General features: G+C 69.9%; 26 protein-coding genes. 13 read left to right on the top strand and 13 right to left on the bottom strand.

The features are described 5' to 3' along the window. The first annotated feature begins 37 nt into the window (after positions 1 to 37). From ACWDU4_RS12950 to ACWDU4_RS12940, 3 genes are read left to right on the top strand one after another with little or no spacing between them, the layout of a single operon-like run. Entirely contained in the window at positions 38 to 634 is a 597-nt protein-coding gene (locus tag ACWDU4_RS12950) for a biotin transporter BioY (protein ID WP_450114380.1), read from the top strand. A gap of 19 nt (positions 635 to 653) precedes the next feature. Further along, on the top strand, positions 654 to 1334 hold the full coding sequence (locus ACWDU4_RS12945; protein ID WP_450114308.1) for an energy-coupling factor ABC transporter ATP-binding protein: 681 nt from the start codon (positions 654 to 656) through the stop codon (positions 1332 to 1334). Beyond that, positions 1331 to 1936, top strand: coding sequence for an energy-coupling factor transporter transmembrane component T family protein (locus ACWDU4_RS12940; RefSeq protein WP_450114307.1), 606 nt, complete (start codon positions 1331 to 1333; stop codon positions 1934 to 1936). Before ACWDU4_RS12945 ends, ACWDU4_RS12940 begins: the two co-directional genes overlap by 4 nt. Positions 1937 to 2086: 150 nt before the next feature. Here ACWDU4_RS12940 and ACWDU4_RS12935 read toward each other — a convergent pair whose 3' ends face one another. The 4 genes from ACWDU4_RS12935 to pgsA form a co-directional block, all read right to left on the bottom strand. Next, a complete protein-coding gene (locus tag ACWDU4_RS12935; RefSeq protein ID WP_450114306.1) occupies positions 2087 to 2923 on the bottom strand; it encodes a PspA/IM30 family protein in 837 nt (278 codons plus the stop codon). Positions 2924 to 3187: 264 nt separating this feature from the next. Next, positions 3188 to 3568 carry a helix-turn-helix domain-containing protein gene (locus ACWDU4_RS12930; RefSeq protein ID WP_450114305.1) on the bottom strand — a complete coding sequence of 127 codons (381 nt, stop codon included), beginning with the start codon at positions 3566 to 3568 and terminating at the stop codon, positions 3188 to 3190. Between the two features lie 86 nt (positions 3569 to 3654). Then, positions 3655 to 4155 (bottom strand): CinA family protein, encoded by a 501-nt coding sequence (locus ACWDU4_RS12925; RefSeq protein WP_450114304.1) that lies wholly within the window; start codon positions 4153 to 4155, stop codon positions 3655 to 3657. After that, entirely contained in the window at positions 4152 to 4760 is a 609-nt protein-coding gene (gene pgsA, locus ACWDU4_RS12920) for a CDP-diacylglycerol--glycerol-3-phosphate 3-phosphatidyltransferase (RefSeq protein WP_450114379.1), read from the bottom strand. Before pgsA ends, ACWDU4_RS12925 begins: the two co-directional genes overlap by 4 nt. A 159-nt stretch (positions 4761 to 4919) precedes the next feature. Between pgsA and ACWDU4_RS12915 the strand changes: the two genes are divergently transcribed. From ACWDU4_RS12915 to ACWDU4_RS12905, 3 genes are all read left to right on the top strand, one after another. Next, positions 4920 to 5444, top strand: a complete 525-nt coding sequence (locus ACWDU4_RS12915) for an amino-acid N-acetyltransferase (RefSeq protein ID WP_450114303.1) — start codon at positions 4920 to 4922, stop codon at positions 5442 to 5444. 49 nt (positions 5445 to 5493) lie between these two features. Further along, on the top strand, positions 5494 to 5781 hold the full coding sequence (locus ACWDU4_RS12910; protein ID WP_450114302.1) for a YciI family protein: 288 nt from the start codon (positions 5494 to 5496) through the stop codon (positions 5779 to 5781). Positions 5782 to 5981: 200 nt separating this feature from the next. Further along, positions 5982 to 6272, top strand: a complete 291-nt coding sequence (locus ACWDU4_RS12905; protein WP_450114301.1) for a YciI family protein — start codon at positions 5982 to 5984, stop codon at positions 6270 to 6272. Between the two features lie 25 nt (positions 6273 to 6297). On the opposite strand, the gene ACWDU4_RS12900 is transcribed toward ACWDU4_RS12905, so the two are convergent. The 3 genes from ACWDU4_RS12900 to ACWDU4_RS12890 all read right to left on the bottom strand — a co-directional run bounded on the left by ACWDU4_RS12900 (position 6298) and on the right by ACWDU4_RS12890 (position 10994). Continuing rightward, positions 6298 to 7290 (bottom strand): TerC family protein, encoded by a 993-nt coding sequence (locus ACWDU4_RS12900; protein WP_450114300.1) that lies wholly within the window; start codon positions 7288 to 7290, stop codon positions 6298 to 6300. A gap of 217 nt (positions 7291 to 7507) precedes the next feature. Next, the gene (locus ACWDU4_RS12895; protein WP_450114299.1) at positions 7508 to 10306 is read right to left on the bottom strand and encodes a DNA translocase FtsK; all 2799 of its coding nucleotides are present in this window, start codon (positions 10304 to 10306) and stop codon (positions 7508 to 7510) included. Between the two features lie 61 nt (positions 10307 to 10367). Then, a complete protein-coding gene (locus ACWDU4_RS12890; RefSeq protein ID WP_450114298.1) occupies positions 10368 to 10994 on the bottom strand; it encodes a TIGR03085 family metal-binding protein in 627 nt (208 codons plus the stop codon). A 62-nt stretch (positions 10995 to 11056) separates the two neighbouring features. On the opposite strand from ACWDU4_RS12890, the gene ACWDU4_RS12885 reads away from it, so the two are divergent. Then, positions 11057 to 11836, top strand: a complete 780-nt coding sequence (locus ACWDU4_RS12885) for a sulfite exporter TauE/SafE family protein (protein WP_450114297.1) — start codon at positions 11057 to 11059, stop codon at positions 11834 to 11836. A 66-nt stretch (positions 11837 to 11902) separates the two neighbouring features. Here ACWDU4_RS12885 and ACWDU4_RS12880 read toward each other — a convergent pair whose 3' ends face one another. The 3 genes from ACWDU4_RS12880 to thyX all read right to left on the bottom strand — a co-directional run bounded on the left by ACWDU4_RS12880 (position 11903) and on the right by thyX (position 15641). Continuing rightward, positions 11903 to 13918: a ribonuclease J gene (locus ACWDU4_RS12880; protein WP_450114296.1), complete on the bottom strand. Its 2016-nt coding sequence runs from the start codon at positions 13916 to 13918 to the stop codon at positions 11903 to 11905. Then, entirely contained in the window at positions 13915 to 14820 is a 906-nt protein-coding gene (gene dapA, locus ACWDU4_RS12875; RefSeq protein WP_450114295.1) for a 4-hydroxy-tetrahydrodipicolinate synthase, read from the bottom strand. The genes ACWDU4_RS12880 and dapA overlap by 4 nt, the downstream gene beginning before the upstream one ends. Positions 14821 to 14888: 68 nt before the next feature. Then, positions 14889 to 15641: an FAD-dependent thymidylate synthase gene (gene thyX / locus ACWDU4_RS12870; protein WP_450114294.1), complete on the bottom strand. Its 753-nt coding sequence runs from the start codon at positions 15639 to 15641 to the stop codon at positions 14889 to 14891. Between the two features lie 495 nt (positions 15642 to 16136). On the opposite strand from thyX, the gene ACWDU4_RS12865 reads away from it, so the two are divergent. The 5 genes from ACWDU4_RS12865 to ACWDU4_RS12845 all read left to right on the top strand — a co-directional run bounded on the left by ACWDU4_RS12865 (position 16137) and on the right by ACWDU4_RS12845 (position 19825). After that, positions 16137 to 16931: a tyrosine-protein phosphatase gene (locus ACWDU4_RS12865; RefSeq protein ID WP_450114293.1), complete on the top strand. Its 795-nt coding sequence runs from the start codon at positions 16137 to 16139 to the stop codon at positions 16929 to 16931. 70 nt (positions 16932 to 17001) lie between these two features. Then, positions 17002 to 17529 (top strand): toxin-antitoxin system HicB family antitoxin, encoded by a 528-nt coding sequence (locus tag ACWDU4_RS12860; protein WP_450114292.1) that lies wholly within the window; start codon positions 17002 to 17004, stop codon positions 17527 to 17529. A gap of 98 nt (positions 17530 to 17627) precedes the next feature. Continuing rightward, positions 17628 to 18062 carry an SRPBCC family protein gene (locus tag ACWDU4_RS12855; RefSeq protein ID WP_450114291.1) on the top strand — a complete coding sequence of 145 codons (435 nt, stop codon included), beginning with the start codon at positions 17628 to 17630 and terminating at the stop codon, positions 18060 to 18062. 27 nt (positions 18063 to 18089) lie between these two features. Continuing rightward, positions 18090 to 19352, top strand: a complete 1263-nt coding sequence (locus tag ACWDU4_RS12850) for a hypothetical protein (protein ID WP_450114290.1) — start codon at positions 18090 to 18092, stop codon at positions 19350 to 19352. Between the two features lie 68 nt (positions 19353 to 19420). Next, entirely contained in the window at positions 19421 to 19825 is a 405-nt protein-coding gene (locus ACWDU4_RS12845; protein WP_450114289.1) for a carboxymuconolactone decarboxylase family protein, read from the top strand. Positions 19826 to 19838: 13 nt separating this feature from the next. Here the strand turns inward: ACWDU4_RS12845 and ACWDU4_RS12840 are convergent, their stop codons facing one another. Then, positions 19839 to 21053: a winged helix-turn-helix domain-containing protein gene (locus ACWDU4_RS12840; protein WP_450114288.1), complete on the bottom strand. Its 1215-nt coding sequence runs from the start codon at positions 21051 to 21053 to the stop codon at positions 19839 to 19841. A 54-nt stretch (positions 21054 to 21107) separates the two neighbouring features. On the opposite strand from ACWDU4_RS12840, the gene ACWDU4_RS12835 reads away from it, so the two are divergent. Next, positions 21108 to 21761 (top strand): DUF3105 domain-containing protein, encoded by a 654-nt coding sequence (locus tag ACWDU4_RS12835; protein WP_450114287.1) that lies wholly within the window; start codon positions 21108 to 21110, stop codon positions 21759 to 21761. Positions 21762 to 21798: 37 nt separating this feature from the next. Here the strand turns inward: ACWDU4_RS12835 and ACWDU4_RS12830 are convergent, their stop codons facing one another. Further along, complete coding sequence (locus ACWDU4_RS12830; RefSeq protein ID WP_450114286.1) at positions 21799 to 22833, bottom strand: TIGR03857 family LLM class F420-dependent oxidoreductase; 1035 nt, start codon at positions 22831 to 22833, stop codon at positions 21799 to 21801. Beyond that, the gene (locus tag ACWDU4_RS12825; RefSeq protein WP_450114285.1) at positions 22830 to 23921 is read right to left on the bottom strand and encodes a phosphotransferase family protein; all 1092 of its coding nucleotides are present in this window, start codon (positions 23919 to 23921) and stop codon (positions 22830 to 22832) included. The genes ACWDU4_RS12830 and ACWDU4_RS12825 overlap by 4 nt, the downstream gene beginning before the upstream one ends. Positions 23922 to 24040: the final 119 nt, after the last annotated feature.

Here is a 24040-nt window from a genome sequence, read left to right as displayed (position 1 = left end):
GTCCTGCAAGGAGCTCTGCACCGTCGTGTCCTCCCGAATCTCCGGCGCCTCCCCGCTGACCGCGCGCGACCTCGCCCAGGTCGCCGTCTTCGCGGCGCTGATCATCGCGCTCGGCCTGCCCGGCACCATCACCATCGGCACCTCGGGGGTTCCGATCACTCTGCAGAGCCTCGGCGTGATGGCCGCCGGCGCACTGCTCGGGGCGCGCAAGGGCACGCTCGCCGTGCTCACGGTCATCGCGGTCGGCCTGGCCCTGCCGGTCCTCGCCGGCGGCCGGACCTCACTGACCGCGCTGGCCAGCCCGACCGCGGGCTTCCTGATCGGCTGGATCCCGACCGCGGCGGTCATCGGCTGGCTGACGGTCAAGGCGCTGCCGCGCTACAACGTGATTCTCGGGACGCTGATCAACCTGCTCGGTGGCATCGTTGTGCTGTACGCGTTCGGCATCGCCGGAATGCTGCTACGCACCGATCTCACCTTCTGGGCGGCACTGTCCGCGAACGCCACCTTCCTTCCGGGCGACGCGGTCAAGGCCGTTGTTGCGGCTGTGGTCGCGGCCCAGGTGCACCGCGCGTATCCCGCGCTGCTCACCGATCGGCGAGTGTCCACGGCACCCGCGGTCGACCCGGCCTGACCTCGCACCCACGCACCCGATGAGCGAGATCCTTTTCCAGTCAGTCGCGCACCACTACGGGGAGCGCGCGGTGCTCGCGGGCGTCGACCTGACCCTGACGGAATCCCGGATCGGGGTCGTCGGCGCCAACGGCAGCGGCAAGTCGACGCTCGCACGGATGGTCAACGGGCTGGTCGTGCCCAGCGCCGGGAAGGTCACCGTCGACGGCCTGGACACCGCCAGGGACGGGCGCACGGTGCGCCGCAAGGTCGGGTTCGTGTTCACCGACCCGGACCACCAGATCATCATGCCGACCGTGGCCGAGGACATCGCGTTCTCCCTCAAGAAGTCGGGACTGTCGGCCGCCGAACGCGAGTCCCGTGTCACCGAGGTGCTGGACCGGTTCGGCCTGGCCGGTCACGCCGACCACCCCACCCACCTGCTGTCCGGCGGTCAGAAGCAGCTCCTTGCGCTCGCGGCGATCATGGTCACCGACCCCGAGGTGATCGTCGCGGACGAACCGACGACCCTGCTGGACCTGCGCAACACCCGGCTGGTCGCCGAGACGTTCGCGGCACTGCCGCAGCAGCTGATCGCGGTGACCCATCACCTCGACCTGCTCCACGACTTCGACCGGGTGATCGTCGTCGACTCGGGTGGTGTCGCCGCCGACGGCTCCCCCGCCGAGGCGATCGGCTTCTACCGGCGGCTCGTCGGATGACGACGCTCGGCCTGTACCGGCCCGGCCACTCGGTTCTGCACCGGCTGCCGGCCGGGGCGAAACTGGCCGGGCTGATGCTGGTCCTCATCGCGCTCGCGGTGACGGTCCGGGCGCCGTGGCATCTCGTCCCGGCCGCGGCCGTCGTCGTCTCGGGGTACGCCATCGCCCGGATCCCGCCGCGCGTCGCGCTCGCCCAGCTGCGTCCGGTGCTCTGGATGCTCGCGTTCATCGCGGCATTCCAGGTGGTGTTCACCGGGTGGCGCCGGGCGCTCGTGGTGTGCGGGGTACTGCTGCTGTCGGTCGCGGTCGCGGCGCTCGTGTCGCTGACCACGCGAGTCCTGGACATGCTCGACGCCCTGCACCGGGTCCTGGGCCCGCTGCGCCGATTCGGCGTCAATCCCGACCGGGTCGGTCTCGTGCTGGCAATGACGATCCGCTGCATCCCCCTGCTCGCCGGCCTGGTGGCCGAGGTGACCGAGGCACGCCGGGCCCGAGGGCTCGGCTTCTCGCTGCGCGCGCTCGCGGTGCCCGTCGTGATCGGTGCGTTGCGGACCGCGGACGCGATGGGCGAAGCCCTCGCCGCCCGCGGCGTCGACGACTGACGCGACCCGACCCTGACCCCGACCCCGCGAGTACCGGCGGCGCGGGCAGGGACGGAGCCGGAGAGCGTCCCGTGCCGTCACCAGGTCCACGACACGCGAGAGCCCGCCCCGGAAGGTTCCGGGGCGGGCTCTCGCGGCGACGGTGAGTGGCTACTGCGCGGCCGGGCCTGCGGCATCCGGCTTGGCGGCAGGCGTCTTCGGCGCGACGGCAGGGGTCGCGGTGCCTGCAGCGGGGGTGGCGGCACCGCCGGCGGGCAGCGCGTCGCCCTTCATCGAGGCACGGATCTGCTCGAGGCGGCTGTGGCCGGCCATCTGGACGCTGGCCTGCTGAACCTCCATCATCCGGCCCTGAACGGAGTTCTGGGCCAGCTCGGCCGAGCCGAGGGCATCCGCGTAGCGACGTTCGATCTTGTCGCGCACGGCGTCCAGGCTCGGCGTGTTGCCGGGCGCGGACAGCGTGGCGTCCATGGACCGCAGCGAATCGCTGACCTTCTCCTGCATCTTCGCCTGCTCGAGCTGGCTGAGCAGCTTGGTGCGCTCGGCGACCTTGGCCTGCAGCGCCATCGCGTTCTGCTCGACGGCCTTCTTGGCCTGCGCAGCCGCCTGCAGCGACTGGTCGTGCAGCGCCTTGAGGTCCTCGACGGACTGCTCGGCGGTGACCAGCTGCGCGGCGAACGCTTCGGCCGCGTTGGTGTACTGGATGGCCTTCTCCGTGTCGCCCGCGGTCTGAGCCTGGTCGGCGAGGGTCACGGCCTGGCGAGCGTTGGCGTTGAGCTTCTCGACCTCGTCGAGCTGGCGGCTGAGCTTCATCTCCAGCTGACGCTGGTTGCCGATGACGGACGCGGCCTGCTGCGAGAGCGCCTGGTGCTGACGCTGCGCGTCCTCGATTGCCTGCTGAATCTGAACCTTCGGGTCCGCCTTCTCGTCGATCTTCGAGTTGAAGAGCGCCATCAGGTACTTCCAGGCCTTGACGAACGGGTTTGCCATTGGTTTGATCCTGCCTCCATCTGATGCCGCGTCATCCGCGACCCGGTGCGCGACCGTCGCCCACCGGACTAGCGCCACTGCCCTCACCTGGTGCTCGAGCGAGCCACCACGCGCGTGAATCCGGTGGCTCGATGTCGAATCTACAGCGATCCGCGGCCATCGCACGCCATCCGCGCCGTACCGGAACCGACAGACCGAAACCGGACGGATCGGACGACGTGCACGCCCTCCGCGGTCAGCCCACGGCCGACGCCGTTTCCTCGCTCAGGCCGCGGCCAAGGCCGTGGCCGACGGCGCCGGAATCACCATTCGGGTGTCCTCGTCGATGCGCGGGGCTGCAGACGGCACCGCCTCTCGAACCGCCGGGGACTGTTCCACCTCGGGCGAGGCGGTCCGTGTGCGATCCATCACGGCGTCCGACAGTGTCTCGCTCACTTCGTGGAGCACCTCTGCCAGCGGAACGTCGAGCGCGTCACAGATGGCCGCGAGCAGCTCGCTCGACGCCTCCTTGCGGCCCCGTTCCACCTCGGAGAGGTAACCCAGGCTGACCCGCGCCGAGCTTGACACCTCGCGCAGGGTGCGGCTCTGGGCCACCCTCGTGCGCCGAAGACTGTCCCCGAGCGCTTCTCGCAACAACACGGTCATCTGGCACCTCCTTCGTCTGCACCCGACGGTTGATACGACGAGTCCTGTTGATTCAACGTGTCGTCGTGTCGAGTTGGTTCCCGACCCTATCCCGCCGACCCCGAGCGCACGCGACCGAGGACGTCGGACAGGGCCTCGATCACCGCCCCGCGCCGGATATCCCAGCGATTTCCCGGCAACGTCAGTTGCCGAACCCGGACCCCGTCCGGGCCCGCGACGCCGACGAACACCGTCCCGACCGGCTTGCCGTCCTGCGGATCCGGTCCCGCCACCCCGGTCAGCCCCACACCCCAGTCGGCGCCGCACCGGGCCGCGGCACCCGTGGCCAGTTCGGCGGCCGTGCTCGCGGCGACGGGGCCGTCCGACGCGAGCGTCGCCGGGGACACGCCGGCCAGGTCCGCCTTGAGTTCGGTGGCATACACGATCAAGCCCCCACGCAGCACGACGCTGGCACCGGGTACCCCGGCGATGGTCGCGGCGAGCAGTCCGGCGGTGAGCGATTCGGCGGTGGCGACCGTCTGCCGTCGACCGGTCAGCTCCGCCACCAGTGCCGGGGCGTCGGTGCCCGTGGTCAGCGGATCGGTCACTGCGCGGGATGGTGCGAGTGCACCCCTGCGCGCAACCGAATCGACTGCACGACGTAGTCGAGTCCGGTGACGACGGTCAGGGCCACCGCCAATCCCATCACGACGGCCGCGGCGCTCGCCCAGGCACCGGACAGCGGGAGCAGGTACATCCCGATCGCCAGGGCCTGTACCAGAGTCTTGAGCTTGCCGCCTCGGCTGGCGGGGATCACACCGTGCCGCAGCACCGCGAATCGGAGAACGGTGATGCCGATCTCTCTCGCGGCGATGATCCCAGTTACCCACCAGCTCAGATCGCCGAGTATCGAAAGGCCGACGAGGGCCGCACCGATCAGCGCCTTGTCCGCGATCGGGTCGGCGAGCTTGCCGAAATCGGTCACCAGGCCGTACTTGCGGGCCAGCTGACCGTCGATCCGGTCGGTGATCGCCGCGACCGCGAACACGACCGTCGCCGCGATCCGCCACGCGGTCTCGTGCCCGTCGCCGACGAACAACACCACCAGAAACACCGGAACGAGCACGATACGCAGCACCGTCAGCACATTCGCGATGTTCAGCAGCGGCACCGGGCGACCGGCGACGGTCTCGGGGAGGTCAGTCGACGGCATCGAAGCGCCGTTCGACTCCCATTGCTGCGCGGTCATCTCCCCACCCCCCGAGGGTCGCGTCGAAGGCGCATGCCCGAGGCGTCATCGAGGCGGGCGGAGGCAAGGCGGGACGGCACATGGCTCAGAATATCGTTTCATGCCCCGACTACTGTGCACCCCATGACTTCAGGCCCCAGCAAATTCGTACCGGGCACGCCGGCGGTACGTCGCGCGCGCACTTCCGACATCCCGGACATCAAGCGCCTGATCGACGTCTACGCCGGCCGCATCCTGCTGGAGAAGAACCTCGTGACGCTGTACGAGGCGGTCCAGGAGTTCTGGGTCGCCGAGCTCGACGGTGAGATCGTGGGTTGCGGCGCGCTGCACGTGCTGTGGGCCGACCTGGGCGAGATCCGCACGGTGGCAGTGGATCCGAAGGTCAAGGGCCGCGGTGTCGGCCACCTGGTCGTCGCCCGTCTGGTCGAGATGGCGCGCGAACTGGAACTCGAGCGGGTCTTCGTCCTCACGTTCGAGGTCTCCTTCTTCGGCCGGCACGGGTTCGTCGAGATCGAGGGCACGCCCGTCACAGCCGAGGTGTACGCCGAGATGTGCCGGTCCTACGACACCGGTGTCGCCGAGTTCCTCGACCTGAGCTATGTCAAACCGAACACACTCGGCAACACCCGCATGTTGCTGACCCTCTGATTTCCGTCCCACCGCGCCGTTCACCCCCCGGAGAGAAAGCGAGCCCTTCGTGCCCGTCATCGCCGTCGAATACACCTACAGTGCTTCCACTGCCGCAGCGCGGGACGCACTCCGTCCCGATCATCGGGGCTGGCTGGCCGGTCTGGTGGAGTCGGGCACGGTCCTGAGCACCGGGCCCTACGCCGACGGTAGCGGCGCGTTGATCCTCGTGTCCGCCGCCGACGTGGAAGCCGCCCGCACCCTGTTCGAGAACGACCCGTTCGGCCGGGCCGGTCTCGTCGAGGCCGCCCGGTTCACCGAGTGGACCCCCGTGATGGGCGCATTCACCGCCAGGTGACTCTTCGGTAGCAAAGTTGGAACGGTCCGCGTATTTCTCGACGCCGAAGCGTCTGACGGAATACTCTCAGCACACCCGCGTTCGGCCGGAAATTCCGTACCGATCGTTCTGTGTTTGCAGACCGCGGTATCCGACGGAGCCGGGCGGGGTGGAGATGTCCCGGGCGTTCTCGTGTCGGTCGTAGTAGGAAGCGAGTCCCGATGCCATACATCGCCGTCGAGTACGTCTACCGCGACGGCTCGGTACCCGACCGTGACAAACACCGCCCCGCCCACCTCGTATGGCTGGCCGAGCTGGTCAAACAGGGTCACGTCCTCACGGCCGGGCCCTACCTGGACGACAGCGGCGCTCTGCTGCTGCTGGAGGTCCCGGATGTGAAGGCGGCCGAGAAACTGCTCTCCGACGACCCGTTCACCCACGCCGGCATCGTCATCGACGCGCGCTACACCGAGTGGAAGCCCGTCATGGGGACCTTCACCCCACCGGTGTAGCGCGCCGCCGAAGGGCGTCGAGCGATCAGGCGGAGGCCTTCTCGGCCTGGTCGCCACGGGTCTTGAGCAGGCTGGCCACGGTGGTGACGATCAGAACACCGACGATGAAGATCAGTGAGAACGCGATGCTGACCTCGGGCACGCTGACGTGCTCGCCACCGTTGATGAACGGCAAGGTGTTCTCGTGCAGCGCGTGCAGCACCAGCTTCACACCGATGAACGCGAGAATGATCGACAGGCCGTAGGACAGGTACACCAGCCGTTCGAGCAGGCCGCCGATGAGGAAGAACAGCTGCCGCAGGCCCATCAGCGCGAATGCGTTGGCGGTGAAGACGATGTACGGCTCCTTGGTGAGTCCGTAGATGGCCGGGATCGAGTCGAGCGCGAACAGGATGTCCGTGAAGCCGATGGCGACCAGGGCGAGCAGGAGCGGAGTGACGAATCGCTTGCCGTCGATCTTGGTGACCAGCTTGTCGCCGTCGTACTCCTCGGTGGTCGGCACGACCTTCCGCACCAGCCCGACGATCCGATTCTCCCGCTCCTCCTCGGCCTCGGCCTCGTTCCCGTGGTCCTTGACCAGCTTGATCGCGGTGTACACGAGGAAGAAGCCGAACAGGTAGAAGACCCAGCTGTAGGCGTTGATCGCCGCGGCGCCGACCGCGATGAAGGCGCCGCGCAGGACCAGGGCCATCACGATGCCCCACAACAGCACCTTCTGCTGGTACTCACGGGGCACCGCGAAGCTCGACATGATGATCACGAAGACGAACAGGTTGTCCACCGAGAGCGCCTTCTCGGTGATGTACCCGGCGAAGTACTCGCCGCCTGCGCCGGTTCCCCACTGCCACATGACGAACAGCCCGAACAGGATCGCGATGCCGATGTAGATGGCCGACCAGAAGCCGGATTCACGCAGGGTGGGTGCGTGCGGTGTCCGCACATGGGCGAAGAAGTCGAAGACGAACAGGCCCAGAATCACCAAGCAGGTGATGATCCAGACCAGTGGTGTGATGTGCACGCGCAAACCTCCGGGGTCGGTGAAGACACCGGAGGTCTCTCCCGCCGTCCGTTACCCGGTGGACACGCGCCGCGCGCCGCCGGAACGTCCGACCGACAACCCCGGAGCGGCGACGGCGCCGTTCGTGTTGACGAGGTTGCCACGGATCACGGGGATACTCCCCTCCAAAGCCTCCCCATTCAATCACAACGACCATGCCTCACCACCAACGACCAGGTCAGTCGTCGGATGGGGATTCGTCCGGGTCCCCACCCCGGATCGACCACAGCAGCCCGTCCAGCTCGTCCGGCTTGATCAGCACCTCGCGCGCCTTCGATCCCTCGCTGGGGCCGACGACGCCGCGGGTCTCCATCAGGTCCATCAGTCGTCCGGCCTTCGCGAACCCGACGCGCAGCTTTCGCTGCAGCATCGAGGTGGACCCGAACTGACTGGTGACCACCAGTTCGACGGCCTGGAGCAGGACGTCCATGTCGTCGCCGATGTCGGGGTCGACGTCCTTCTTCTCCGCGGCCTTGGCCGTGGTGACGCCCTCGGTGTACTCGGGTTCGGCCTGGTTCTTGGTGAAGTCGACGACGGCCGCGATCTCCTCGTCGGTGATGAACGCGCCCTGCATACGGGTCGGCTTGCCCGCACCCATCGGCAGGAACAGCCCGTCACCCATGCCGATCAGCTTCTCGGCGCCCGGCTGATCGAGGATGACCCGAGAGTCGGTCAGCGAGGAGGTCGCGAACGCGAGCCGGGACGGCACGTTCGTCTTGATCAGACCGGTGACGACGTCGACCGACGGGCGCTGGGTGGCCAGCACCAGGTGGATGCCGGCGGCGCGGGCCTTCTGGGTGATCCGGACGATCGCCTCCTCGACGTCGCGCGGCGCGGTCATCATCAGGTCGGCGAGCTCGTCGACGATCGCGAGGATGTACGGGTACGGCCGGTACACCCGCTCACTGCCCAGCGGCGCGGTGATCTCCCCGGACCTGACCTTCTTGTTGAAGTCGTCGATGTGCCGGACCTTGTTGGCCTGCATGTCCTGGTACCGCTGTTCCATCTCCTCGACGAGCCAGGCAAGCGCGGCGGCCGCCTTCTTCGGCTGGGTGATGATGGGAGTGATCAGGTGCGGGATGCCCTCGTAGGGCGTCAACTCGACCATCTTCGGGTCGATTAGGATCATCCGGACCTCGTCCGGCGTCGCCCGCTGCAACAGCGACACCAGCATCGAGTTGACGAAGCTGGACTTACCGGAGCCGGTGGAGCCGGCGACCAGCAGGTGCGGCATCTTCGCGAGGTTTGCGCTGACGAAGTCGCCCTCGATGTCCTTGCCGAGGCCGATGACCAGCGGGTGATGATCCTTGCGGGTGCTCGGCGCGGCGAGCACGTCGGCGAGTCGGACCATCTCCCGATCGGTGTTGGGCACCTCGATACCGACCGCGGACTTGCCGGGGATCGGTGCCAGCAGCCGCACATTGTCGGTGGCGACGGCGTACGCGATGTTCCGGGCGAGCGCGGTGATCTTCTCGACCTTCACGCCGGGGCCGAGTTCGACCTCGTAGCGGGTGACGGTCGGGCCTCTGGTGTAGCCGGTGACCGCGGCGTCGATCTTGAACTGCTCGAGCACCTCGGTGATGGCGTCGATCATCGCCTGGTTCGCGGAACTGCCGGTCTTCGGCGGATCGCCCTCGATCAGCAGGTTCGCCGGAGGCAGGGTGTAGTCGCCCTCGATCACCCGTTCCGGGATCAGCATCTCCGGTTCGTCGTCGGGCTTCGGCGCCGGCGGTGCGGGCTTGACCTGCGGCTTCGCCTTCGGCTTGGGTTTGGGTTTGGGCGGGGCCGGGGCCGCCGTCGCGGCGGCCTCGAGGTCCGGATCGCGGACGAGCACTTCCGTCGGCGCGTATCCCTCGTCGAGCGGGTAGTTCGTGGCCGGATCGGTGGCGACCGGATGGTCGTCGAAGCGGGCGTACCCGGACGCGCTGACCCCGGCGGGCCGGCCGCTGTCCCCACCGGCGGGCCGGCCGTCGTCGACCGGGTAGCCGTCCGCGTCGAACAGGGACGGGTCGTAGTCGGCCTCGTTGCGGCGGCGCGTGGGGCGCAGGTTGCGCAGCCCCTTGAGGTAGTCGGGTTCGTGGTCGCCGTACTCCGACACGGCCTCGTCGTCGTAGGCGTCCCCTTCGCCGTCGTACGGTTCGTAATCGTCGTCGTGCCGTGACGCGCCGACCAGTGAGCGCAGCCGACCGGGCACCTCGCGGACGGTGGTCCCGGTCAGCAGCAGCACACCGAAACCCATCGCGAGCAGCAGCAACGGCACCGACAGCCAGAAAGTCACTCCGTCGGTGAGCGGCCCGCCCGCGATGTAACCGATCATGCCGGCGCCGTTTGCCCGACCGTCTGCGTCGCGGGGTTCGCCGCTGATCACGTGGTACACGCCGAGCGCGGGTACCGCGATGAGCAGGGAGCCGAGCACCAGGCGTGGGCGGATTTCCGGATTCGGCTCGGTCCGCATCAGGATCACCGCGACCACGACACCGATCACCGGCAGCATCGCGGCGCCGCCGCCGAACAGCGCGCGGATCCCGGTCTCGATCCAGCCCCCGACGGGTCCGCCGGCCGAGAACCACATCGCGGCGGCGATCACGGCACTGACCGCGATCAGGCCGAGCGCGATCCCGTCGCGGCGGTGCCCGTGCTCGATGTCCGCGGCACGGCCCACGGTTCGGGTGGTGGCCCCGACTCCGCGGGCCATCAGCGTCCAGCCGCGACCGAGACCGGCGCCGACGGTCTGCAACGCGCCGCCGGACTTGCGGGCGGCGGGACGACGGTTCGCGGGCCGGGGTGCGGTGGCCTTGCGCGGGGTGCTGACTGTCTTGGTGGTTCGACTGCGCGGCTTGGCGCCCCCGCTCTTCGACGCCCCACCCTTCGCGGCCCCGCCCTTCGAGCCCGGGGAGGACGAGCCACCGGACGACCCACCGCGCGCGGTCGACCGCGGGGTGCTCGTGGTGGATCGGGTTCCGGACTTACCAGCCATGATGGTCAGGCTAGTCGCTTCGGCCCCATCGGGACCATCCGCAACACCCGCAACAGGGGTGTCAGACGCCCCGCGGCATCGCCCGGACCGCAGCGACCGCCTGGTCCGGGCCGTCGAACGCGACTCGGACCGCGTCCCGCCCGAACGCGTACAGCGCCAGCTCGGCGGGAGTGCCGGTCAGGGTCACCTCGTCCGCGCCGGCGGCCTTCCGCGGGACCACGCGGCGCCCCTGCCCGGCGTCGATGACGACGGTGCAGGGCGCCTTTCGGAACGCCATCCTGCCCATCCGCCTCGCGAGCGCCCACAGTGCGGCGTCCCAGTCCGCCCCCAGGTCACGAGGCTCCCAGTTGCCGCCGGCCCGCCGGACGTCCTCGTGGTGCACGAACATCTCCCCCAGGTTCGCCTGGGCGTCGACGAGCCACAACGGCGACCAGACCGGTGGACCCGTGCGCACCAGCTCGAGCAGCTCGGGGTACGGGCGCCGCGCGAGTTCGGCCTGCACCTTCGCGGTGTATCCGGCCAGGGGCGCGATCATGATCCCGGGGGACGCGTCGAGGCGCCGTTCCCGGAGCACCAGATGCGCGGCGAGGTCGCGGGTGGTCCAGTCCCCGCACAGGGTCGGGGCGTCGGGTCCGACCGCGGTCATCGTCTCCACCAGGGCGTGGCGTTCGTCACGGGCGAGGCTCATGCCGCGCACGCTACCGCTCCCCGCGCGTCGGCGAGGAAGTCGGCGCCGATAGCGTGCCGAGAATGTCCGCCGCCGAAATGATCGTCATCGCGCTGGCCGGGTTCTGTGCCGGCGGCATCAATGCGATCGTCGGATCCGGGACGCTGGTCACCTTCCCGACGCTCGTGGCGTTCGGCTATCCCCCGGTGGTCGCAACGATGTCGAACGCGGTCGGACTCGTGGCGGGCGGTGTCTCCGGAACCTGGGGCTACCGGCGGGAACTGGGCGGCCAGTGGGATCGGCTGCGCTGGCAGATCCCGGCCTCGCTGCTCGGTGCACTGCTCGGTTCGTGGTTGCTGCTGCGACTGCCGGACGAGGCGTTCGTGACGATCGTGCCGATCCTGCTGATCGGGGCGCTGATCCTGGTGGTGACGGGGCCGCGGATCCAGGCGTGGGCGCGTTCCCGGGCGGAGGCGGCGGGCCGCACCGCCGACCACGTGGGCACCGGCCGAATGATCGCGCTCACCGCGGGCACGTTCGCGGTCGGCGTGTACGGCGGCTACTTCACCGCGGCGCAGGGCATCCTGCTGATCGGGGTGATGGGTGCGCTGCTGCCCGAGTCGATGCAGCGGATGAACGCGGCGAAGAACCTGCTGGCGCTGCTGGTGAATGTCGTCGCGGCGACCACGTACACGCTGGTCGCGTTCGACCGGATCGACTGGGCCGCGGCCGGCCTCATCGCGGCGGGATCGCTGGTCGGCGGGTCCGTCGGCGCCCGCTACGGCCGACGGCTGTCCCCCAACGCACTGCGTGCCGCGATCGTGACGCTCGGCCTGATCGGACTGTGGCGGCTGCTCGCCTGACGGCGCCGGTCACGCGAAACACGTTCGGCCCCCGGCGAAACCGGGGGCCGAACGCGGTGAAGGCTCCTACACGCCGATGACGGTCGGAACGATCATCGGACGACGCCGGTACTTGTCTGCGACCCAGCGGCCGACGACCCGGCGCACGGCCTGCGCGATCCGGTGGGTGTCGGTGATGCCCTCCCCCGCGAGGCGGGCCAGTTCGGATTCGACGAGTACCGCCGCCTCCTTGAGTGCGGCCGGGTCGTCGGAGAATCCGCGACCGGACACCTGCGGGGTGCTCACGGCCTTGCCGGTGTGCTCGTCGACGGCGAGGGAGATCGAGATGAAGCCGCCCTCGCCGAGGATCAGCCGGTCCGACAGCGTGGAGTCGCCGACATCGCCGACCGAGTTGCCGTCGACGTACACGTGCCCGACCGGGACGCGACCGACGATCTCGGCGAGCCCGTCGACCATGTCGACGACGACGCCGTCCTCGGCGAGCACGATCCGGTCCTCCGGCACGCCGGTCGCAGCGGCCAGGGCGGCGTTGGCGCGCAGGTGCCGCCACTCGCCGTGCACCGGCATGGCGTTGGTCGGCCGGACCGCGTTGTACAGGTACAGCAGCTCGCCTGCGGACGCGTGCCCGGAGACGTGGACCTTGGCGTTCTGCTGGGTGACGACGGTCGCGCCGCGCTTGGCGAGCCCGTTGACGACCGCGAACACCGAGTTCTCGTTGCCCGGAATGAGCGACGACGCCAGCACCACGAGGTCGTTGGCGCGGATGTTGATCTGCCGGTGCTCGCCGCGCGCCATCCGCGACAGCGCGGACAGCGGTTCGCCCTGCGAGCCGGTGGAGATCAGGACGAGCCGGTCGTCGGGCAGGTTGGCGGCGGTGTCGATGTCGACGACCACGCCGTCCGGCACCGACAGGTAGCCGAGATCCTGCGCGATCTGCATGTTGCGGACCATCGAGCGTCCGACGAACGCGATCCGGCGGTTGTAGCGGACCGCAACGTCGACGACCTGCTGGATCCGGTGCACGTGGCTCGCGAACGAGGCGACGATGACCCGCTGCTTGGCCTTGCCGATGACTCCGTCGAGGACCCCACCGATCTCACGTTCGGGGGTGACGAATCCGGGCACCTCGGCGTTGGTCGAGTCCACCAGGAACAGGTCGACGCCCTCGTCCCCGAGCCGGGAGAACCCGGCGAGGTCGGTGAGCCTGCCGTCGAGCGGCAGCTGGTCGAGCTTGATGTCACCGGTGTGCAGCGCGACGCCGGCGGAGGTCTTGATCGCGACCGCGATCGCGTCGGGGATCGAGTGGTTGACGGCGAAGTACTCGCACTCGAACGGCCCGTGCGTGGTCATCTGACCCTCGACGACCTCGACGAGGTTCGGCCGCTGGCGGTGTTCGCGGCACTTCGCCGCGACCAAGGCGAGGGTGAACTTGGAGCCGATCACCGGCACGTCCGGCCGCAGGCGGAGCAGGAACGGCACCGCACCGATGTGGTCCTCGTGACCGTGGGTGAGGACGACGGCCTCGACGTCGTCCATCCGGTCCTCGATGTGCGCGAAGTCCGGCAGGATCAGGTCGACGCCCGGCTGCTGGTCCTCCGGGAACAGCACACCGCAGTCCACGATGAGCAGCTTGCCCTGGTGCTCGAAGACGGTCATGTTGCGACCGATCTCGCCGATACCGCCGAGCGCGACGACCCGGAGCCCGTTGTGGGGCGCCTTGGGGGGCAGGCCGAGCCGTTCGGTCGGGTCGACACCGACGATGCCGTCGGGGCGGCCCTTCGGCTGCCGCGGCGCCTTGCCACCACCCTGCGACCGGCGCCGGCGCGGGGCCTTTTCCTGGGCCGCCTTCTCCTGGCCCGCCTTCTCCTGGCCCGCCTTCTCCCGGGGCGCGGCCTCGGCCTTGGCCGGCGCGGTCTTCTTCGCCGCGGCCTTCTTCGCCTTCGCGGGCGCGGCCTTCTCGGCCGCCGCGGGGGCTTCCGTCTCCGGAGCGGCGCTCACGGGCTGTGTTTCGGGCGCGACGGGCGGAGTGCTCGGCGGACCGGCCTGACGACGTGCGCTGCGACGGCGCACCGGGCGGGTCACGACAGCGCCCCAGCGGCACGGAGGTCGGCGGCCAGCACCTCGACCTGATCGGGTGTCGGCGGCACCTGCGGCAGGCGCGGATCACCGACCTCGATGCCCTGCAGGCGCAGGCCCGCCTTCGAGGCGCTGACGCCACCGAGTCGGCCGACCGACCGGATAACGGGGAGCAGGCCGGCGTTGATCTCGCGGGCTCGCACGATGTCACCCGCCTGGTACGCGGCGAGCAGCTCGCGCAGCCGTCCGGGCACGAGATGCCCGATGACGCTGACGAATCCGACGGCACCGACCGACAACCACGGCAGGTTGAGCGGGTCGTCGCCCGAGTAGAACTCGAGGTCGGTGTTGGCGATCAGTTCGGCCCCGGCGGCGAGATCACCCTTGGCGTCCTTGACCGCCTTGATCCGGGGATGCTCGGCGAGCCGGTAGATCGTCTCGGTGGCGATCGGCACCACCGAGCGCGGCGGAATGTCGTAGAGCATCACCGGCAGATCGGTGGCGTCGGCGACGGCGGTGAAGTGGGCGAGCAACCCGGACTGCGGCGGCTTCGAGTAGTAGGGGGTGACGACGAGCAGGCCGTGCGCGCCGGCCTTCGCGGCGTCGCGGGCGAGTTCGACACTGTGCGCGGTGTCGTTGCTGCCCGCGCCGGCGACGATCTTCGCGCGGTGGCCCACGGCGTCGATCACCGCGCGCATCAGTTCGAGCTTCTCGGACTCGGTGGTGGTCGGCGATTCGCCGGTGGTGCCCGCGAGAACCAGGCCGTCGCATCCGCCGTCGACGAGATGGGTGGCCAGCCGCACACCCGCATCCACGTCCAGCTTCCCGTCGGCTGTGAACGGGGTCACCATCGCGGTCAGGACGGTGCCGAACGGGCGCTCGACTGGTGCGGATTCAGCATGGGTCATGGTTGTCAAGGTTACCCGGTGACGCCGCCCACTCCGCACACCGTGCGGACCCGACCCGCGGCACCCCGTCAGGCGCCGGTGCCGAACTCGCCGACCGCCACCTCGGTGCCGTCGGAAAGTTCCGCAATACCGAAGTCGCCGAACACGTTTGGTGCCACCGCAGACAGCTGACGCAGGCACTCGACCGCGACCTTCCGGATCTCGACGTCCGCGTGCTCGGTGGCACGCATCGCGATGAAGTGCCGCCACGCCCGGTAGTTGCCGGTCACCACCAGCCGGGTCTCGGTGGCATTGGGCAGCACCGAGCGGGCCGCCTGCCGGGCCTGCCGTCCGCGCAGTGAGCCGTTGGGCACGTGCGCGAGTTTGCCGTCGAGCGCCTCGAGGAGTTCACCGTAGGCGGCGCGACTGGCCTCTGTCGCGGCCTCGAACAGGGCCTCGAGTTCGGGATCGCCTGCGATGGCGGGCGGCACGACGACCTTGGCGTCCCGCTCGGACACCGACCGCTGCGACAGCTGGGAGTAGGACAGGTGCCGGTGCCGGATCAGTTCGTGGGTGCAGGACCGCGAGATGCCGGTGATGTAGAAGCTGACGCTGCCGTGTTCGAGGACCGACTCGTGCCCGACCTCGAGCAGGTGCCGCAGGTAGCCGGCGTTGGTGGCGGTCCGCGGGTTGGGCTTGTTCCAGCTCTGGTAACAGGCGCGCCCGGCGAACTCGACGAGGGCCTCGCCGCCGTCCGCGTCCGTCTCCCACGGCACGTCGTCGGGCGCGAAGAACTCCGTCTTCGCGATGAGCTGCACCTTCAGGGACACCGCTTGCCGCACTGCACTCCCACCTTCCGCAGACCCGTCTGCCACCTGCACGATAGGCGGTCCCGGGCCACTCCCTTGTCCCGCACCCGGCTCGCGGACGGCACCCGCCATGACGGACGCCGGGGCCGGCCCGGCGATCCGACAGTGCGGAGGCCCGGCGTGCCTACGACCCGAGGTACAACCCGAGCTGGCGGAGGGGTTCGAGAATCCGAACCAGGAGGGTTCCGTCGAGCGCGGTTGTGATGTCACCGTTCTGCATGTGCAGTCTCCTCGCCTGTTGTGTCCCGCCCTGATCGAGCGGCGGACGAAGTATGCACATGCACTCCGGGCCTCGACCGGGCTTCCGATGACAATTTCCGGAACGCGGGCGGCACGCAAGCCCGAGCGGAACTGCGCGCGACCGGCGAGTCGTTCACCCGATGAATGCCCAAATCCCACGTTCCGGTGGCTCAGCGGGTGTAGACATCGGAACGAGCGTCCAACCGATCTCGCCACAGAGGAGCCCGCGTGACCACCAGTCGTCTGCTTCGCGTCACCGCCACCTTCGCCGCAGCCACCGCCCTGTTCGTCGGCGGCGGCTCGTCGGCGGCGATCGCCGCACCGGTTTCCATCGCCGACCATGTCGACTTCGACCGCTCGCTGCACCTCGACGGCGCGAAGAACGCCCGCGACGTCGGCGGCTACACGACGACGGACGGCAAGACCGTCAAGACCGGCCTCGTCTACCGCACCGACGCCCTGAGCAGCCTGAGCGCGGCGGACCTGATGAAGCTGCAGTCCCTGAACGTGAAGGTGGTCGACGACCTGCGCACGGTCTACGAGCGGACCATCCAGCCGGACAAGGTACCGGCCGGCGCGACCGCGAACTGGTACGACGTGCTCGGCGGTTCGCCGATCACCACACTGGTGGACCTGAAGTCGGCGTATGTCGCGTTCATCGACGGACCCGTCGCGAACGAGGCGTTCGGTGCGGTGCTGCGCGACATTCGCGACACCGACGGCGCGGTGCTCTACCACTGCAGTGCGGGCAAGGACCGGACCGGATGGACCACGGCGGTGCTGCTGACCATCCTCGGCGTCGACCGGGCGACCGTGAACGAGGACTTCATGCTGTCGAACGTCTACCGCGGCACGGACGGCACCGGCAGCACGGGGTCGATCGACGGCGTGCAGCAGAGCTGGCTGGACACCTCGTTCGCGACCGCGGAGGAGCGCTACGGCAGCTTCGACGCCTATGTGCGCCAGGGACTCGGTCTGACGGATGCCGATATCGCCGCGCTGAAGGCGAAACTCCTCTCTTGACGTCACCATGGCGCCACATTTGCCGCCGAATTTCCTTGACTGACGTCAGTCATGACGTCAGGATGATGTCATGGAGCTGTCGAACTACACCCAGACCCTGCGTCGCGATCTGACCGCAGCCGCGGCCCTCGGCGACGAGAACACCCGACGCATCGCGGAGGCCCTCGCCGACGCCGCGGAGAACTCGGCCCGCCTCATGCTGATCAGCGCGCTGTCCGACCTCGCCACCGAGGTCTCGACCGCGCTCGGCGACCGTGCCGTGCACGTGCGCCTGACCGGCACCGAGGCGAGCGTCGAGGTCACCGGCGCCGAGCGGGCCACGGAGACCGACCGGGCCGCCGAGACCGACCGGGCCACGGAGTCGGGGCAGGCGCCCCGGACGGAGACCGGGACGCCGCCGCGGTCGTCGGACTTCGACGACCTCGGCGGCGACATCTCCCGGGTGACACTGCGACTGGTCGAGCAGGTGAAGGCGCGCGCCGAGGAGGCCGCCGCACAGAACGGGGTGTCACTGAACTCGTGGGTGGCGCAGGCCGTACAGGGGGCACTGAGCGATCAGATGCGCCGCAGCCGGGAGAACACGAGGTTCGGCCTGTAACTGACCCACCGGTAAGGTCGTGTCGCCCGGTGGTGATCTTCTCCGGTAGTGATCTACTGACGACTCAGGTTGTCACAGCAAGCGCGAAGGGGTGGGTCATGGCAGTGTCCGGGTCCAAGGAGTTCGAAGTCGATGCCGATCCGTCGACGGTGATGGCGGCGCTCGTCGCAGTCGAGCGGCTGCCCGAGTGGTCGTCGGCGCACAAGTCGGTGACCGTCGAGAGCACCCACCCCGACGGTCGGCCGAACCGGGTGCGGATGACCGTTTCGGTGGTCGGCATCACCGACGAGCAGGTCGTCGACTACACCTTCGAGGGCGACGAGAAGTTGGCGTGGACACTGGTGTCGGGCACCCAGCAGAAGCAGCAGGACGGCAGCTACGTCCTGACCTCGAACGGCAACGGCGGCACCCACGTTCAGTTCTCTCTGACCGTCGATCCGAGGATTCCGGTGCCCGGCTTCCTGGTGAAGAAGGCCCAGAAGATGGCGCTGGACACCGCCTCCAAGGGCCTGACCAAGTTCCTCGAGGGCTGACCCGGGCCGGGGACCGACGCCGCGGCGGTGAGCGCACCGAAGCAGACCACCGGGCCTGACACACGTCGGGCCCGGTGGTCGTGGCGCGACACCGCCGTCGTCGGTGCGATCGTCGCGCTGGGGATCGGCGCCGCATGGGCACTGCCCCACGACAGCACCGACTCGACGACACCGGAGTACGTCACCGAACCCGTCGCGTATCCGGTCGACATCCCGGGCTGCGACAAGGTGCTGCCCCCGCCGCCACCCGTGACCGCGGCGAGCTGGCGCATGTACGGCGCGTCGTACGGCTACGACGACCCGGACTTCACCTGGCTCACCGCGGCCAAGGCGACGGCGATGACCGAGGCACTCCTCGGCACCCTCCCGACGGACGTCGAGGTCCGGTTCGACGCACCATCTCGAATGTTGCTGTTCCAGCCGATCTTTCGGATCAACACCGACACCCTCCCCGACCACGTCGACCCCGACGACGTGACCGGCAAGAGCGACGCCAGGGGAATCGTGGTCCGGGGCGGCCACACCGGGACCCTGTACGCCACGGTCCGGACCTGGGACCGTCCGCCACCGCCGTGCGTGGCGGGTGAGCTGGACGAGCGGCGTCTCCTCCCCGACGGCACCGTCGTCGATGTCCGGGACACCTGGTCCGAGCTCCGCGGTGTGCGCACCCTGGCCGCCGTCGCGACGGCCTACCCGCCGGACGGCTCACGCGTCATCGTCACGGTCGACGACGAGGACGGCGACGCGCACAGCGGCGCCCTGCCCCTGACCGTCGACGAGCTGGCCTCGATCGCCGCCGACCCCGGATTGCGCACCACCACACCGGTTCCCGCCGGCACCGCCGCGGCGCGGATGGGCTGCGGCGCGGGACAGAATCGGCAGGGCCGTCCGCTGACCCGCGCCGACGTGGACCGGCTCGGCGTCGCGCTCGACACCGCCTGGGCCGCCCTCGGCCCGATGCCCTCGCCCCCGGACCGTCCCCTCAGATCGCTCGAGCTCACCGACTCCACCCGCACGTCGGTGTGCACGGAGGTGACGCTGCCTGGCACCACCGGCGACACGCGTCTCCGGGTCACCATCGCACCGGCACTGTCACCCGACACACCCCCGGCGGGCGACCTCCGCCCGGACGGCACCCGGGTGCACGTCACCGACGAGTACGGCACGACCTACGTGACCGTGGCCCGCCCGTCGGGCACCACGGTCACCTTCAGCGTCGAACTCCTCGGCGCCACCGCGACGGTCGACCAGCTGATCGCCCTGGCGACCGCGCCGGGCCTGGACCTCTAGCCGCCGGGCAGAATCGGATGTGCCCCTCGGGGCACTCACGATCCGATCGACCCCCGGAGGTATCCGAAATGAGCGAGCACGACACCGGCTACGACGCGGGACTGGAAGTGCGGCGTGCGGTGATGAGCGACGAGTTCGTCGACCGCGCCCTCGACCGCAGCCGGGGCACCGACTCGGAGGCCCTCCAGCATCACGTCACCGCCACGGTGTGGGGCGGGGTGTGGACCCGCCCCGGTCTGGAGCGGCGGGATCGCAGCCTGCTGAACATCGGGATGCTGATCGCGCTGCGGGCGCACGAGGAACTCGAGGGTCACGTGCGCGGCGCGCTGGCGAACGGCCTGACCCGCACTGAGATCACCGAGGCCGTGATCCATTCGTCCGGCTACTGCGGCGCCCCGGCGGCACTGTCGGCAATGAAGGTGGTGCAGCGGGTGCTCGACGCCGAGCTCGGACCGCTCTCCGACCAGGGCTGACGCCGGGCCGCGCTCACACCCGGGCCGCGAGCGCGGCGGCGAGGTCGCCCCGCTCCCCCACGACGACGTCGGACAGGCCGAGCCAGTCCGCCATCGCGCGCAGTTCGGCCGCGAGCGCGTCCGCGACCTCGCCCGGGTGGTTTCCGGGCTCGACGAACGCGCCGGGCACCCGCAGCGCGTCGGCGGCCCGGTCGGCCTTGAGGTCCACGCGCGCGACCAGCTCGCCGCCGTACAGGAACGGGAACACGTAGTACCCGTGGACCCGTTTGTGGGCGGGCGTGTAGATCTCGATCCGGTACCGGAACCCGAAGATCCGTTCGGTGCGTGGGCGGCAGAACACCAGCGGATCGAACGGGCTCAGCAGCGCGGTGCCGGTCGCGCGTCGCGGCGTGCGGGCGTCGGCGTGCCGGTAGCCGGGCGCGTCCCAGCCGCGCACGGAGACCGGGATCAGCGTGCCCTCGTCGACCAGGTCGGCGACCGCAGTGCGGCACTGTGCCGCCGAAAGCCGGTAGTAGTCCCGCAGATCGGCCTCGGTGCCGACCCCGAGCGCCGCCGCCGAGCGTCGGACCAGCTCGCGGACGGCGTCGGATTCCTCGACGCGGACGGCGAGGACCTCGGCGGGCAGCACCCGATCGGCGAGGTCGTAGTGCCGGGCGAACGCGACCCGGCGATCGACCGACAGGGCGCCGGCGGCGAAGAGCTGTTCGCAGACGACCTTGGTGTCGCTGCGACCCCACCACGTCCGGCCGCCCGCGGGCGGCGTGATCCGCAGGTGCCCTTCGACGTCCCCGGCCGTCGCCGCACCGACCTCGGCGATCGCGTCGAGCACGTCCCTGGCGAGCGTGGGGTTGCGCTCGAGGACGCGGCGCTCCCCCGCCCACCGCCCGGCGGCGTAGTCCCGCATGCGCCAGCGCAGCAGCGGCCAGTCCTCGATCGGGATCAGCGCCGCCTCGTGCGCCCAGTACTCCACGAGCGCACGGGGTTTGGCGACGGTGTGCCGCCAGGCCGCCGAGTCGAGCAGGTCGCGGTCGTACCTGCCGACGCGACTGAACACCGGCATGTAGTGCGCGCGGACCGCGACCGAGACGGAATCCAGCTGCAACAGCCCGGTCCGCCCGACGACCTTCAGCACCTGCCGACGCGTCGCCGTCCCCGCCGGCCTGCGGTCGGCGAAGCCCTGCGCGGCCAGCGCGGTCCGGCGCGCCGCGGCCGCAGTCATCGTCAGCATGCCGTCCACCCTGCCACGGACCACCGACACCGCCCTGCCGCTACCATCCCGCGGGTGCGCATCGCGATTTCGATCACCGTCGCCGTCCTGGCCCTGACCGCCCTGGGGTGCTCGGCGTCGGTGGAGGGCACCGCCACCGCGGACCCGTTCGTCCCGACCCTCCGCAACCCGGATCCGTCGACCGGCATCGACGGGATCGTCGTCGTGGAGCCGCCGGTCGGGCTGCACGTGCTCCCGACACAGCGCGTGGCCTACGACATGGTGCCGCCGGTCGGCGGACCGCACGACGCGACGTGGGCGGCCTGCAACGGCGTCGTGTACGACACCCCGGTGCGGACCGAGAACATCGTGCACTCGCTCGAGCACGGCGCCGTGTGGATCGCGTACGACCCGGACCGGATCCGCGGCGACGACCGCAGCCGCCTCGCGGCGCGGGTGGACGGGAACAGCTACCTGCTGATGTCCCCGTATCCCGAACTGCCGGAACCGATTTCGTTGCAGTCGTGGGGCCACCAGCTCGCGTTGGGCGACGCCGACGACCGCCGCATCGACCTGTTCGTCTCGGCCCTCCGGCTGAACCCGAACACCTTTCCCGAACCCGGGGCGACCTGCTCCACGCTGCCGGGACGATTCGACCCCGACAACCCGCCGCCGTTCGATCCGTCCCCCGTCGATCCCGCGGACCCGAACACCGTCCCGGTGCGGTGACCCGCACCCGGGGCAGGGGCACCTCGGCCCGCGCGGGTCAGCACGCGCCGCGGTAGGCGGCGACGATCGGGGCCAGTTCGGCCGGGGTCGAGCCGTGCAGGATGACGCCGTCGCAGCCGAGGTCGAACTGATGGCGGATCGCGTCGACACACTGCGCGGGTGTGCCGGTGGCCGCGGGGGCCAGCCACTCGTCGGGCAGCAGGCCGGCCGCGTGCTCCAGCTGGTCGGTGGTCCCGACGATGTCGAGGCCCCCGACGCTGCTGATCACCGGGTCGGACAGGAACCTTTGCAGCACGACCGGATCCCAGCCGTTGGTGTCGACGAGCAATTGGCCGTATCCCTGCAGGTAGGTGCCCAGCCGTCCGACGGTCTTGCGCAGTACGTCCACGGGAGCGATGTGATCACCGACGGTGGCGAGGCAGGCCCAGACCTTCACACTGTCGGGGTCCCGCCCCGCCTCCTCGGCAGCGGACTTGACCAGGTCGACGCAGCGGCTGGTGGTCTCGTCGGTGAAGTAGGTGTGCAGGACCACGTCGTCGAAGAGCCTGCCGCCGAGCTTGAGGGTCTCGGGTCCGAAGGCCACGATCCCCAGTGGGAGGTACTCGTCGAGTTCGGAGTCGAGGTACAGCACCGGGTAGCGGCCGGACGGTCCGTCGTGACCGACGATCGTCTCGCCGCGGAACAGCCTCCGCATCAGGAGCGCGAAGTCGGCCATCTGGGCGGTGGTGATCGGCGGGATTCCGTACGCGCCCTGCAGCACCGCGACACCGCGACCGATGCCGAGGGTGAAACGTCCGTCGGTGAGGTCACGCAGTGTCCGCGTCATGCCCGCGGTCACCATCGGGTGCCGGGTGTTGTGGTTGGTGGCGGCGGTGCACAGGCGGACGCTGGTGCTGGCCGCGGCCGCGGCCCCGGCGAAGGCACCGATCTCCTTCTTGTTGTACCTCTCGGAAAGGAAGGCCGTGCCGAGCCCGAGACGTTCGGCGTCCGCCACCTCGTCGAGAACGTCTCGCGCCGAACGGGGCTGGCCGCCGAGCAGGTAACAGCCGAGTTCGTCCAGTGTCCGCGTCACGCCTGCTCCCGGATCAGGTCGAGGGAGCCGAGGTCGCGGATCGCCGCGCAGCCCCGCTCCAGCATCGTCACGATCATGTCGTCACCACGGTCGGTGGCCGCGGAGAACGCGAAGCCGAGCGTGGTGATCATCGGTATCTGCAGCACGGCGACGCGGTAATCGCGCCAACACTCGTCGAGGCCGTATCCCTCGACACCGTGTTCGAGGAGTGCGCGGTGGTACACCTCCACGAGCGCGCGCTCGCAGTCGGCTCGCGTGCTGGGCGCGAAGCTGGTCCCCACGAAGTATGCGAGGTCGCGGGCAGGCAGGCCGACGGCGAGGGTCTGCCAGTCCACGACGCCGATCCGTTCGCCGTCCGGATGGAAGAGCAGGTTGTCGAGCCTGAAGTCGCCGTGGAGGATCGCGAACCGCTCCACGTCGCGCAGCAGCCAGGCGCCGATCAGGTCCGCCGATTCACGCAAGGTGCGAACGTCCGCCTCACCGAGGCGTCCACCGAGGCGCTCGATCGTGGTGTCGGCCGCCACCCGGCAGACCTCGCCGAGGCCGGCGGCGGTGTCCTCACCCGGCCTCGGCATCACGGTGCCGGTGAAGTCCGTCCAGCGCGGGTCGCACCACCCCGGGCCGTGCAGGCCGGCCAGCGCCGTCACCGCCAGCCGGGCCTCGGTCATGCCGCAGCCGCGTAGTTGGTCCCCCTGGACGGCAGGCGAGAGATCCTCCAGAAGGAGTACGAAATCTCTTCCACCGTCGTCTGTTTCGCAGTAGAAGCACCGCGGGACCGGCATCCGGACCGACGCCGCGACCTGGGTGTAGAAGGCGTGCTCCGACCGGTAGCCGAGTGCCACTCGGTCACGCACCGAGTCGTCCTGGGACGGAAGCTTCAGAACGAACGTGTCCGGGAGGTCCGACGCGCGTCGGTACCGCACGGTCAGTCGGTACGTGGCCGCCGTCTGTCCGGTTCCGACCGGTTCGAGGTCGAATCCCTCGACCGCCACCCGCGCGTCGGTGTCGGAAAGTACGCGCTGAAGCCAGTCCGTGGTCACGTCCGCAGGCGATCCGGGCAGTGCGGCCGCACCGAAGCCTCCGCCCATCGGGCCCCTCCATCCGCCGCGCGGTACAGACCAGAACTCGGCACATCCAGGGCACGACCATACATCCATGCACGCCCTGTATGGCCGGATTCGCGGACTCCGACCCGACCTCCGGCCGC

This window comes from Rhodococcus sp. NPDC003348, assembly GCF_053589375.1.
The sequence above is the reverse complement of the archived record's forward strand: the minus strand, read 5'-3'. Positions and strand labels throughout refer to the sequence as shown.